12 protein-coding genes and 1 tRNA gene are annotated in these 11,972 nt (G+C 44.2%); 6 read left to right on the forward strand and 7 right to left on the reverse strand.

From position 1 onward, the window contains the following. Window positions 1–11: 11 nt before the first annotated feature. The 6 genes from ACFBZI_RS07890 to tusD form a co-directional block, all read right to left on the reverse strand. A complete protein-coding gene (locus tag ACFBZI_RS07890) occupies window positions 12–1,430 on the reverse strand; it encodes a GTPase/DUF3482 domain-containing protein (protein WP_375715785.1) in 1,419 nt (472 codons plus the stop codon). 83 nt (window positions 1,431–1,513) lie between these two features. Next, entirely contained in the window at window positions 1,514–1,732 is a 219-nt protein-coding gene (locus tag ACFBZI_RS07895; protein WP_375715786.1) for a hypothetical protein, read from the reverse strand. 574 nt (window positions 1,733–2,306) lie between these two features. Continuing rightward, the gene (locus tag ACFBZI_RS07900; protein WP_375715787.1) at window positions 2,307–2,789 is read right to left on the reverse strand and encodes an acyl-CoA thioesterase; all 483 of its coding nucleotides are present in this window, start codon (window positions 2,787–2,789) and stop codon (window positions 2,307–2,309) included. Window positions 2,790–2,917: 128 nt separating this feature from the next. Beyond that, window positions 2,918–3,244, reverse strand: coding sequence for a TusE/DsrC/DsvC family sulfur relay protein (locus tag ACFBZI_RS07905; RefSeq protein ID WP_375715788.1), 327 nt, complete (start codon window positions 3,242–3,244; stop codon window positions 2,918–2,920). Between the two features lie 161 nt (window positions 3,245–3,405). Next, window positions 3,406–3,714 carry a hypothetical protein gene (locus ACFBZI_RS07910; RefSeq protein WP_375715789.1) on the reverse strand — a complete coding sequence of 103 codons (309 nt, stop codon included), beginning with the start codon at window positions 3,712–3,714 and terminating at the stop codon, window positions 3,406–3,408. A gap of 130 nt (window positions 3,715–3,844) precedes the next feature. After that, on the reverse strand, window positions 3,845–4,222 hold the full coding sequence (tusD, locus tag ACFBZI_RS07915; protein WP_375715790.1) for a sulfurtransferase complex subunit TusD: 378 nt from the start codon (window positions 4,220–4,222) through the stop codon (window positions 3,845–3,847). Window positions 4,223–4,448: 226 nt separating this feature from the next. Between tusD and glnE the strand changes: the two genes are divergently transcribed. The 3 genes from glnE to ACFBZI_RS07930 all read left to right on the forward strand — a co-directional run bounded on the left by glnE (window position 4,449) and on the right by ACFBZI_RS07930 (window position 8,972). Next, a complete protein-coding gene (gene glnE, locus ACFBZI_RS07920; protein ID WP_375715791.1) occupies window positions 4,449–7,271 on the forward strand; it encodes a bifunctional [glutamate--ammonia ligase]-adenylyl-L-tyrosine phosphorylase/[glutamate--ammonia-ligase] adenylyltransferase in 2,823 nt (940 codons plus the stop codon). Window positions 7,272–7,583: 312 nt separating this feature from the next. Continuing rightward, complete coding sequence (locus ACFBZI_RS07925; protein WP_375715792.1) at window positions 7,584–8,516, forward strand: branched-chain amino acid transaminase; 933 nt, start codon at window positions 7,584–7,586, stop codon at window positions 8,514–8,516. A 258-nt stretch (window positions 8,517–8,774) separates the two neighbouring features. Next, window positions 8,775–8,972, forward strand: coding sequence for an oxidoreductase-like domain-containing protein (locus ACFBZI_RS07930; RefSeq protein WP_375715793.1), 198 nt, complete (start codon window positions 8,775–8,777; stop codon window positions 8,970–8,972). Between the two features lie 124 nt (window positions 8,973–9,096). Here the strand turns inward: ACFBZI_RS07930 and ACFBZI_RS07935 are convergent. Then, window positions 9,097–9,181: transfer RNA gene (locus tag ACFBZI_RS07935), tRNA-Leu, on the reverse strand. A 293-nt stretch (window positions 9,182–9,474) separates the two neighbouring features. Here ACFBZI_RS07935 and ACFBZI_RS07940 point away from each other — a divergent pair. The 3 genes from ACFBZI_RS07940 to ung all read left to right on the forward strand — a co-directional run bounded on the left by ACFBZI_RS07940 (window position 9,475) and on the right by ung (window position 11,917). Beyond that, on the forward strand, window positions 9,475–10,047 hold the full coding sequence (locus tag ACFBZI_RS07940) for a flavodoxin family protein (RefSeq protein ID WP_375715794.1): 573 nt from the start codon (window positions 9,475–9,477) through the stop codon (window positions 10,045–10,047). 134 nt (window positions 10,048–10,181) lie between these two features. Next, on the forward strand, window positions 10,182–11,189 hold the full coding sequence (locus tag ACFBZI_RS07945) for an RDD family protein (protein ID WP_375715795.1): 1,008 nt from the start codon (window positions 10,182–10,184) through the stop codon (window positions 11,187–11,189). A 20-nt stretch (window positions 11,190–11,209) separates the two neighbouring features. Beyond that, the gene (gene ung, locus ACFBZI_RS07950; protein WP_375716337.1) at window positions 11,210–11,917 is read left to right on the forward strand and encodes a uracil-DNA glycosylase; all 708 of its coding nucleotides are present in this window, start codon (window positions 11,210–11,212) and stop codon (window positions 11,915–11,917) included. Window positions 11,918–11,972 lie beyond the last annotated feature (55 nt).

Here is an 11,972-nt window from a genome sequence, read left to right on the forward strand (position 1 = left end):
ATGCAATAAAATTACAAATTGTGTTGATGTAAAATTAAGATTTCTGCCAATTTGTCCGCCAAATCCGCTCGCAGTGCTGCCTTATTATCTGGGTTGTCGATAAGATTGCTGCCATTGCCATCACCATCGTCAAGACTGCAATAGTTGGGGTGCGTGCGTGCTTTTTTGATGGGTGCTGGTAAGTTGTCGCTTTGCCAAGGCAGGCGTTCGCTGTCTGCGGTGATGGTAGCAAGGCTGGCATGGCCACGGTGTCTTAGATGATGATGTAGGCTTTGGGCTCGAGCTGCCAGCAGGGTGATGGTGGCTGCATCGATGGTCAGCGTCTGTACGCCCATTGCCTTATCCTTGATGGTGTGGGTGTTGGGCAAAAGCCCGCCCAGTACGCCGCCGATGGCAGTCCCCAGCCCAAGGCTTGCCCCCAGTGTTGCCACATCAATGCCAGCACCGATAAGCATACCGATACCACTACCGCCAGCGGTACGAATCCCATAGTGTGCCAAAATTTCTTTATCAAAAATATCCTGCGTCGCCCCTGTGATGCTCATCTGACTTAGGTGAATGTCGCTATGATAAAAGCGATACAGTGTGAGCAAATTTTGTTGTAAAACTTGCTCAGCTTGGCGGACGGCATGTTGCATGCGATTTAATATCGGTGCAGGGTCGGCTTGACTGTCGATTTTTTGAGCAAAGGCGGCGACATTGATTAAAAAATCAGCAATTTGTCCAGAACCCATCTCTAGCAAATCCTGCCAAGTCTCGGCACGCTCCTGTTGTAGTTTGGCAATGTTGGCATTGTGATTGGATAAAATTTTTAAATTCTCCCAAAGTGCCATCTCACTATCAAAATCAAAAGCCACCGTATCAAAAGCATTGCTAATGTGCAACACTCGCCGAGCCAGCATCTCACGCCACGCATCTAACTGCTGTGTGGCGATGGCAGTAAAATTAAACACAGGCAAAATCGGCGTGCCAGAATTTGCCAAAATCGCCAGCTCGTCTTTGTATTTGGCAAGCACAGGCTCTCTGGAATCAATCACATAAATGGCAATATCGGCAGACAACAGACTATTTATGACTTTGGCTTCTTGGCGATAATCGCCGTCCAACCGCTCATCGCAAGCTTGCACCGCTTGCAAAAACTGCTGCAATCGCTCAACGCCATCGGCACGAGCATCGGTATAATCTTGCAAAAAATCCATCACGCCTGTGGCATCTTCTAGCCCTGGCGTGTCGTGCAAGGTTACAAGTGGTACATTGTCTTTACCAAGTATATCCACAGCACTGACATGGCGAGTGGTGGCAGATGCATTTTGCACTTCGCCAAACGAAGTGTCTCTTAGCAGGGTACGCAGCAGCGATGTTTTGCCGACATTGGTATGTCCGATAACGCTTATCTTACACAAGTTATTGATTTTATTTGATTTATTCATAATAGCGGCTTATTTTTGACATAACAAAAAAATCAAGCAATAATCATCAGATATTGGGCAAAGTCCATAAAAACAACCCAACTTCATAGTGTTTCGGTTTCTTGAACCTTTTGATCTTTCCAAAGATGCACCGCCTGCATGATAATTGCTGGGCGTGACAGTCCTGTTTCTTTTGACAATTGGGCAAGCTCATCAATAAAACCCAATGGGAATTTATAGCTTGCGGTTTTGACGCCACGGCGTGCGTCCGATTCGGCTTGGATTTGGGCTTTGGTTTTTGGATTAGCAACAATCTTTGGCATTTGACATATCCTTAAAATCTTGGTAAGATAGTCCTAAGTTTTAGGAGCGAAGCGGTGGTGCGACCCACCGCCCCAGCCTTTTTAGGCTTGACTTAGTATTACCAAGCTGGTGTGCTTAATAATACCAAGATAATAACAATGGTTAGTTTAACAAGTTTCATTGTTCTCTCCTAGGATAGCCACCACTTGACTTAGGTCGGTGGCGGTAACCTATCAAGACTGGGTGTCGTTACCACCTTGTCTTGATAAAACATATTATAGTGTTTACTATAACAAAAGTCAAGTAATTTCTATACTTTTTGATAAAAGTTGTAAATTATTTGACTTTTTTGTTGTCCAAATTTCACCACTTCATATCACACCAAGGTGGTTTTTTATTGAGCAAAATCTATAAAAGTCTCACTCTGCACGGCATTTGAACCAAATTTTAACCAAAATTCGGTGAATTTTAATATTGATATTTTTTAAACTTAGAATTAAGACTGTATAAAAAATTTACAAAACCAACACCAATAAAAAAATAGCCCCAAAGTTAAGGCTATTTTTTTTATTATCCAATGTTGCAAATAAAGCATTACCAATTGTTTTGTTGCAACTGCATACGCAATTCTTTGCGTTTTTTCGCTGTTTCAAAGCGGCGTTTGGCGATTTCGTCCACCAATTCTAACTGCGGCACAGGTTTTGGCTTGTGATTGTCATCAATCGCCACCATGCTAAAATAGCAGCTGTTGGTATGGCGAGTGGTGCGTGTTTGGATATTTTCGGCTTCGACACGGATACCCACTTCCATTGAAGTGTTACCGACATAGTTGATGCGTGCCAAAAAAGTGACCAATTCACCGACATAAATCGGCTCTTTAAAAATCACCTGATCCACCGACAGCGTAACCACATAGCTGCCTGCATAACGGCTGGCACAAGCATAGGCGACTTGGTCGAGTAATTTTAAGATATTACCGCCATGCACATTGCCCGAAAAGTTCGCCAAATCTGGCGTCATCAATACGGTCATGATCAAATCGGTTGGGGCGATATTTAATGTACAAAATTCATTCATAGCCATTTTCTGCCTATACTGCTTAACAAAATAAACATTATAACATAATCTTTTATGGCTTTGAATTATTATAAAGATATTTTATGATAAGATTTTTTGTAAAAATACGCTCACCAAAATGCAGTCATTTACAGGCAATTTGGCGGTTTGGGCAAGCCGGCAATGCGATTGACATGGCGAGCCACCAGCCCTGTGTTAAATAGCTGTTGCAATTTTTGATTGCTAATCTCAAGTTCGGGCAAAGTCGCCATCAGATGCTTAATCAGTGGGCGAGTGCTTGGGCTGTGATGATAAGTATCAAAAAAAGCACGCACTTGCAGGATAATCTGATAATGCACTTCATCAAGTGTTACATCGATGGTATCGGCAAGCTGTTGGGCGATTTGCGGTGTCCATTGTTGATGGTCTTTTAGATGGCCATCATCATCAAGTATGGGTAGGGTGGCTTGGTTCATGGTTTATTTAATTTATCTGAAGTTTAATTTATCCAAAGTCTAAAAAAAATTCTAAAACATTGTTCAGCTGTTCAATGATTTAATTTGACCAATTTATAAAAATAATTAAAATAAATTATCAAAATAAATCATCAAAACAAATTATCTAAAAATAAAATTTATCAAAAAACAAAAAGGCTGTCAAACGCATCAGGATTTGGCACGCCACGGCAAATGGCTTGGCGAATCACATCATCAAGCTGACTGCAAGCGGCATCATCAAAATCATGATAAGCAGGCGGTAAATCATACAGCTCAAGCGATTGCACCATGCCATACAAGCGAGTGCTGGAGTCGCTTAATAACGCCAGTGTCGCCTTGCCAAACGCCAGCTGCACCGTGTGGTCAAAGGTTGCCAAAGTCAAGGCAAGGGCAATCGCTTCATAGCCGATCAATTCGCTGTCGGTGTCAATGCTGATAAGAAATTTCATAAAAATGCGTCCAAAACCGTCCAAATTATCCAAAATTAGCCAAAGTTGTTAAATCGCCCAAAACCGTCCAAAAATTGCCGATTGATTGATGAAATTTACCGTTCTGGGTTGATTGATTAGGCGTGTAAAATCAGTATTGCACGACTGTATCACTGGCGTCGATTAATAACGCCAATTCGGATAAACCCACCAAAGTAAATGGCGGCAGTAAGTTTTCGCCATCTAATCCGTGGCGTTTGGCGTTTTCGCCATCGGTGATGCCACGAGCCAAAGCGGTGCTGACACACACTGGCAGGGCAATCCGATACTTGGCGGCAAGTTCGACCCAGTCTTTGGCGATATTGGCGACATTGGCGGTTTGCCACATTAGGCGGTTGGCGGTATAAGCCCCATCGCCATAAAAAAACACCGAGACCGTCTCGCCACGCTCCAGCCGTTGCTTGGCATCGCTGATGGCAAGTTTGGCTTGATGGCTGTGCGGTGAGCTGATAATGAGCAATAAAGTCATAAATATCAAATTGTTAGGGGAAAATTGATCAATTTAGCAACATCTTTTGGTGATACCTTGACCAACTGATGAGCCAATCTATAAATTAAGGCTTATTATAGCCCAAAATATGGTGTAAAATAAGTCTAAGTTTTAAGATATGCGTTTATTTTGGATTGTTTTTATATTTTAATTTTAGATTGATATTATTAATTAATATTAATTAACAGTATTTACAAGGCAATTTATGGCTTCGTTAAATTTTGTGCCAAATGACACCCAGCTTGAGCGGTTGGCGGTTGCCAGCCCTTTTGCGATGCAAATTTACCAAAAACACACGCACGATGCCCAAGCGTTTTTGGCACAGTTTGGCTTTGGCGTGCCGATGTTTGGCGTGGATTTTGATGCTTTGATACGCCAATTTGTAGGACTTGGAGCGACCAATTATCTGGACAGCATCAACGAAGAGATGGTCATGGCAGGCCTAAGAAAACTGCGGCAACTGCTGATGCTAAAATGGATTTGGCAGGACGCTTTGGCGGCGATTTCGCTTGAACATCTGACCAAGGAGTTGTCCGATTTTGCCGATAGTTGTATTAATTTTGCCAAAGATTTTGTTTATAATAAATTAACCAAACGCTACGGCGATCCCATCATCAGACGCAAAGCCAAAACCCTAAAAGATGAGCTTGCCATCATCGCCATGGGCAAACTTGGGGCAGGCGAGCTGAATTTATCCAGTGATATTGATTTGATTTTTGTGCATATTGACAACGGCGATACCGATGGCAAAAAGTGCATTGATAGCCACAAATTCATGCGAGATTTGGGGCGTGGCGTGATTAAGATTTTGGACGAAAACACCGAGCATGGCTTTGTGTTTCGTGTGGATATGCGACTGCGACCTTGGGGCGATGGTTCGGCATTGGTGATGCACATGGCGGCGTTGGAGAAATATTTTAATCAGCATGGACGCACTTGGGAGCGATTTGCTTGGCTAAAAGCTCGTGTGGTTAATCAAATCAGTGCCGATTTTGCCCAGCCGCTGCGACAGATTATCAAAAACTTCGTGCATCGTTATTATATTGATTACAGTGCATTTAGTGCCTTGCGAGAGATGAAGGCGATGATTGTCAATCAGCAGATGCAGCGTCAGGATTTGGACAATGTCAAGCTGGGCATGGGCGGTATTCGTGATATTGAATTTATCGTGCAGGCATTTGCCTTGATTTACGGTGGGCATCATGTGCGTATCGCCGAAAATCCTGCTTGCCTTGACTGCTTGGCGGTGCTGACCGAGCTTGGCTATATTGATAAAGAAGAAAGTGGGCAGGTAGAATCGGCGTATCGTTTTTTACGCCGTCTTGAGCATGCCATTCAAGCACGCCATGACCAACAAACCCAAAGACTACCAAGCGATGATGGGCAAATGCAGGCAATTGCCCAGACTTTGGGTTTTGAGTCGATTGCATCATTTCGTTCGGTGTTGGACGCTCATCGCCAAAATGTCAGCCGACCTTTTGGACGCATGGTTACTGACAGACAGTCGCCCAAGCAAGAAAATCTCAACGCCGAGCAAGTTTATACGGCATTATGCCAAACGCTGGGCGAGCAGGCACAAGCACAGTTGGCAAATTTTATCAATTCACGCTTGGTGGCAAGTTTGGACGATGTTTCCAAAGAGCGGCTCAACCAAGCCTATCCCATCATTTGGCATGCTTTATTGATGCACGCACAGCGAAATGGCGACGAAGCGATGGCGGCATTGCCCAGATTGATTGGCTTATTAGAAGCCATTTGCCGCCGCTCGATTTATCTGGTGATGCTGACCGAAAACCCTGATGCCACGGTGCGTCTGATTCCGATGCTCAGTGCCAGCCCTTGGATTGCCAGAGAACTGGCGCATTATCCAGTGCTGTTGGATACTTTTTTACAAAAGCGGTATTTGCATTTGCCAGACAAGATGGAGCTGACGGACATTTTACGCCAAAGTCTGCTGCGTGTTGAGCCATTTGATGACGAAAATTATCTAAGTAGCATTCGCTTGTTCAAAAAAACGCAAGTGCTGGCGGTGGCGACGGCAGATGTGCTGGGACTTCGCCACATTATGAAAGTCTCAGACAGTCTAACTTTTATTGCCGAAGTGGTGCTAGAATCCGCCTTGTACCGTGCTTTTGATGAGCTGACCCAAAAACACGGATTTCCCAAACTCAATGACGGACGGCGTGCCGATGTCGATACTTGTGGTTTTGCGATTGTCGGCTATGGTAAATTGGGCGGCTTAGAGATGAGTTATGCATCTGATTTGGATTTGGTGTTTTTGCATCGCATTGATGAGCAGGGCGAAACGGACGGCGAAAAACCGATCAGCGGTATGAAATTTGCCGCTCGCCTAATCCAAAAACTGATGAATTATCTGGCAACGCAGACTCGTGATGGGCGAGCATATGAGATTGATACACGCTTGCGACCGTCTGGCAATGCAGGCGTGGCGGTGATTTCGACTCATGCCTTTGAGATGTACCAAACCCAAAAAGCGTGGGCATGGGAGCATCAGGCGTTGGTGCGCGCTAGGGGCTTGAGCGGCGATAGGGCGGTGCTGGACGAATTTTGCCGCATTCGCAAGCAAGTTTTGACTAGTTGTCGCAATCAATCACAGGTTCGTCAAGATGTGATTGAAATGCGTCAAAAAATGCAAAGCCATTTGGGTACTCGCAACAAAACCGCCAATACAGATGGGGACAAAGTGGAACAATTTCACCTAAAACAAGACTTTGGCGGCTTGGTGGATATTGAGTTTTTGGCACAATATATGGTGCTAAGTCATGCCCATCAATACCCAGATTTGGCGATTTGGCCAGATAATGTGCGGATTTTTGAAGAAGTCCAAAAGGCAGGGATTTGGAGTGCTGAGCGTTGCCAAAAGCTGACCCAAGCCTATTTGGATTTACGCAAAAAAACGCACGAATTGGCATTGTCCGAACAAAATACCATCGTCAATGATGGGCAATGGCGGCAGCTGCGTGATTTTGTCCGCCAAGTTTGGCAAGATGAATTGGGAGATAACTGATTGAATTAAATGGCAATTTTTGCTATTTTGCTATAAATCATTTATCCAAATTTAACAATTTGCCGATTTTATCATTTTGTTAAATTATTAAATTGATTTTATGAAATAAATAAAACTTATCAAATTTCCCAAAGGTTTTTTAAGTAAGTCGTAAAACGCCAAAAATTGGCGTGTATAAGGCGTGTGTCAATTGTACAGACATTACCAATTGATAAAAAAACGCCCAATTTGCTCAACAAAACCTTTTATTATTTTTGTCGCATCTGTTATAATTATCCGTTATATCGGTTAATAACATTCATGGAGTCAATTATGAGCATGGCAACCCAAGAAGGCAAAATGTGGCTTGATGGTGCGTTGGTTGAGCAACCAGATGCCAAGGTGCATGTGCTAACCCACAGTTTGCATTATGGTTTGGCAGTGTTTGAAGGCGTGCGTGCCTACCAAACGCCAGATGGACGCACAGCGATTTTCCGCCTACAAGAGCATACCGAGCGTTTGCTCAATTCTGCCAAAATTTTCCAATTAAATGTTCGCTACACTTTTGATGAGCTGGTACAAGCCCAAAAAGATGTGGTGCGTCTGAATAACTTGGCGTCTGCTTATATTCGCCCATTGATTTGGGTCGGTTCTGAAAAACTGGGCATCGCCGCCAAAGACAACACCATTCATGCGGCAGTGGCTGCGTGGCATTGGGGTGCATATCTGGGCGAAGATGGCATCAAAAACGGTATCCGTGTCAAAACTTCAAGCTACACGCACCACCACCCAAATGTTACCATGTGCAAAGCCAAAGCCGCCAGCAACTATCCTGTGTCTATCTTGGCAAACCAAGAAGTAACACGCAATGGCTATGATGAAGCGATTTTGATGGATCCGCAAGGCTATGTTTGCCAAGGCTCGGGCGAGAACCTATTTTTGGTCAAAAATGGCGAATTGCACACGCCAGATTTGGCAGGCGGTGCTTTGGACGGCATCACACGCCGCACCATCATTCAATTTGCCAACGATTTGGGCATTAAAGTGGTCGAACGCCGCATCACTCGTGATGAGTTTTATCTTGCCGATGAGATTTTCATGACAGGTACTGCCGCCGAAGTAACGCCAATCCGTGAATACGATGATCGTGTGATTGGCAACGGCAAGCGTGGCGAAATCACCGAAAAATTACAAACGCTATATTTTGATGTGGTGCAAGGCCGCAACGAGCAGTACAAGCATTGGTTAAGTTTTGTTGATGAATGATTTATTAATGATTTATCAATAGCTTATTGATGATGTATCACCTGTGGGTTGTTTTTTGATAAAGCTGCTTTTGGCGAATTATTTTTTGACGGATTTGCTTTTAGTCAATGTAATTTTGATAAACAACCCACCAAAAAGCGTTTGGGCAGCTGAACGCTTTTTTTTGTTGTGCCAAAAAACACCCAAAAGCAGTCCATGCACTGATGATAAAACAAAATCAGCCTTAATTAAAAGTAACATTATAAAAGAGCAACAACAATGAGCGAAACAGACTTTGGTGAAGTGCTATTACCCCAGCCAGATTATCCTGAAGATTGGGAATGCTGCAATAGTGAGTGTGGCGATGCCTGTGTTTATCAGCTTTATCAGCAGGACAAGCAGGCTTATGACGCACAGCAAGCACGCCTAAAGGCATTTTTGGCAACCAATGCCCAAAAGGCGGAGATAGCGGATTAATATTTATCAACAGTGATTTGTTAAATTAATGTCAATTAACCAAATTGATAATTAAAACAACCGAGCCGATGGGTGAAAAATTGACAATAAAAAACCTTGCCAATTTGCAAGGTTCTTATTAATATGGTGGGGACGGAGAGACTCGAACTCTCACACCTTGCGGCGCTGGAACCTAAATCCAGTGCGTCTACCAATTCCGCCACGTCCCCATATTGGGTAATTTGTGCTTGATGGGCGTTATTATAGCGGATTTTTGTCATTTGGCAAGTGTTTTTTGTAAAAAAAACCATTTTTTTTTGCCATAAATTTCACCGCAAACAATGATTGGGCAAAATTGACAATCAAAAATTGATAAACTGATAAATAGTTGCCGTGATGATAGGCGGTATGATTTTCTATGACTTTTGGGTCAGTGCCTTTAAGGTTGCCATTGGCATTGTCTGTGTGTTATTATTTGGCGTTTGTTTTATTGATTAAATTTTAAGATAGCTACGGATTTTTAATGAATCAAGTTGCACAACAAGCCACGCCCAGCATTGCCATTGTTTTTCATTCAAACTATGGACACACCAGACGAGTTGCCCACGCCATCGCACAGGGAGCGGCACAGTTGCCCACGCATTTGGTGGACATCGCCAACATCAGCGAGCAGGATTGGGCAGCGATGGACAATGCGTCATTGATTGTCTTTGGCAGTGCAGTCTATATGGGCAGCATTACGGCGGCGTTTAAAACCTTTATGGACGGCACATCTAAGCGTTGGGTGGCTCGCTCTTGGCAGGGTAAATTTGCCGCAGGATTTGCCAATTCTGGTGGATTGAGCGGTGATAAATTGGCGGTGCTGCAACAAATTTGCCTATTTGCCATGCAGCACGGCATGAACTGGGTGGGCATGCCGCTGATGCCAACTGGCAGTAGTGAGCAGGATTTGAACCGCTTGAGCAGCTTTTTGGGTTTGATGACGCAGTCTGTCGATGCACCGCCTGAAGTAACGCCATGCCAAGGCGACATTGAGACGGCGGTTTGGTTTGGCAATCATTTGGCACAGACCGTATTAAGATTTTCTAAAGTATAACCGCACCAAGTTGGCTATTTTAAAATTTGGCACTTTTAACCAGATGTCTGTCCAGATGTTTTTGGGTGAGTATTTTTAGGCAAAGTTTTTAAATCATATTTTTAGATAAATTAAACAAGATAATTGAGAGTTTTATGAAAATTTATTTGGCAAGAAATCGTGTGCAAGCAGGGCCTTATACGCTTAGCGAGCTAAACACCATGTTGGCATCAGGGGAAGTGCAGCTGGACGATTTGGCTTGGCATGCACCGATGAGCCAGTGGCAACGACTGGGTGATTTGACCGACAATCAGTACCATTATCAGCCAAAGCAAAGCGGACAGGGCGAGCTAAATCAGCAAAACCAAGCCGATAAAATCAGCCTAGCAGACGCCACTCAAGATACCGCCAATCCTTATGCCAGTGGTGAACCACGGGGTTTTGGTGATAATGTCGATTTGCTACCAAATCATCAAGCAGGACAGGATAAGCCAAAGCGAGTGAGCGTTGATGAATTGTACGGCAGACCGTCTAACACCGCACAAAAGCCCAAGGTGAATGTGGTGATTGTCAAGCCAAATACCGCCAAGGCAAGTACTTTGGATCAGACGGCTTATGCGTCCATCGGTTCACGATTTTTGGCGGTGGTGATTAATTTTGTGTTATTTGTATTGATTTTATTGCCGTTTTTGCAGCAGTTTTTGACACTTAATCCAGACCCTAAACTACTTGGTGCTGGTGATTTTGCCGCTCGCATGGCTTACGCCCAAGAGCTTGCCGCCCAAATGCCCACTCACGCCATCAATTTATCCAGCTTGTTATTGCTTGGCTATTTGGCGGTGCAGCTGATTTTGATTGTGGCACGGGCCCAGTCATTTGGCAAGATGGTTGTCGGTATTCGCACAGTAGATGCGGTTACTTTTGCCAAGCCGAGCTTTTTTAAGCGAGTGGTATTGCGAGTGATTGTGCTGTTTTTGATTTATCAGCTGATTGGCAGTTTGCCAATCCCTGTGAATATGGCGTTAATTTTATTGTCAATCAATTACCTGATTGCCGCCAAAAGCCCAAACAAACAAGGCTGGCATGACAAATTGGCAGGCACAGTGGTGGTTAAGACTTCAGCGATTGGCTTTGATGATAAAAAAGCAAAACAAGGCAAATAAGGTAAAACAAGACAAAAATGATGACACCTGAACAACAAGCGACGCTGGCTCGTGTGCAGTTGCCAGAAGATTGGAAAGCGGCATTAGCACCTGCGTTACTAAGCCCCAATATGGATAAATTGCGTGATTTTTTACGCTCGCAATATGCCGAACAAAAAGACATTTATCCGCCAAAATCGCAGATTTTTCAGGCATTTCACTTAACGCCTTTGTCGCAGGTCAAAGTGGTGATTTTGGGGCAAGATCCTTATCATGGAGCAGGGCAGGCGATGGGATTGTCGTTTAGTGTACCTAAAATTATTCCCAAGCCGCCAAGTTTGCAAAATATCCTAAAAGAGCTGGCGAGCGATTTGGGCATCGAAGTCAGCAAGCATGGCAATTTGAGCCACTGGGCGACGCAGGGCGTATTGCTACTGAATGCCACTTTGACCGTGCAAGCAGGCATCGCAGGCAGCCACCAAAAACAAGGCTGGGAAGAGTTCACCGATGCTGTGATTGAAACCATCAATCAACAAACCGACCGCACGGTTTTTATTTTGTGGGGCAGTTATGCCAAGCACAAAGGGCGGTTTATTGACACATCACGGCATTTGGTGCTGGCTGCCAACCACCCATCACCACTGTCGGCAAATCGTGGCGGATTTTTTGGTACACGCCCATTTTCACGCACCAACAATTACCTGATGCAGCATGGCAAAATGCCGATTGATTGGGCGTTGCCACAGTGACTGGGCAGCTGGTAAAGTTAGCGACACAAGTGGGGCGATCAAAGGGTTTTGAGCA

The organism is Moraxella marmotae (genome assembly GCF_042219885.1).
In the GTDB taxonomy this organism is placed as follows: domain Bacteria; phylum Pseudomonadota; class Gammaproteobacteria; order Pseudomonadales; family Moraxellaceae; genus Moraxella; species Moraxella marmotae.

Bases quoted from the DNA above. Each gene is read 5' to 3' on its own strand.
- ACFBZI_RS07890 (WP_375715785.1), bottom strand. From the start codon at position 1,430: ATGAATAAATCAAATAAAATCAATAACTTGTGTAAGATAAGCGTTATC.
- ACFBZI_RS07895 (WP_375715786.1), bottom strand. From the start codon at position 1,732: ATGCCAAAGATTGTTGCTAATCCAAAAACCAAAGCCCAAATCCAAGCC.
- ACFBZI_RS07900 (WP_375715787.1), bottom strand. From the start codon at position 2,789: ATGAATGAATTTTGTACATTAAATATCGCCCCAACCGATTTGATCATG.
- ACFBZI_RS07905 (WP_375715788.1), bottom strand. From the start codon at position 3,244: ATGAACCAAGCCACCCTACCCATACTTGATGATGATGGCCATCTAAAA.
- ACFBZI_RS07910 (WP_375715789.1), bottom strand. From the start codon at position 3,714: ATGAAATTTCTTATCAGCATTGACACCGACAGCGAATTGATCGGCTAT.
- tusD (WP_375715790.1), bottom strand. From the start codon at position 4,222: ATGACTTTATTGCTCATTATCAGCTCACCGCACAGCCATCAAGCCAAA.
- glnE (WP_375715791.1), top strand. From the start codon at position 4,449: ATGGCTTCGTTAAATTTTGTGCCAAATGACACCCAGCTTGAGCGGTTG.
- ACFBZI_RS07925 (WP_375715792.1), top strand. From the start codon at position 7,584: ATGAGCATGGCAACCCAAGAAGGCAAAATGTGGCTTGATGGTGCGTTG.
- ACFBZI_RS07930 (WP_375715793.1), top strand. From the start codon at position 8,775: ATGAGCGAAACAGACTTTGGTGAAGTGCTATTACCCCAGCCAGATTAT.
- ACFBZI_RS07940 (WP_375715794.1), top strand. From the start codon at position 9,475: ATGAATCAAGTTGCACAACAAGCCACGCCCAGCATTGCCATTGTTTTT.
- ACFBZI_RS07945 (WP_375715795.1), top strand. From the start codon at position 10,182: ATGAAAATTTATTTGGCAAGAAATCGTGTGCAAGCAGGGCCTTATACG.
- ung (WP_375716337.1), top strand. From the start codon at position 11,210: ATGACACCTGAACAACAAGCGACGCTGGCTCGTGTGCAGTTGCCAGAA.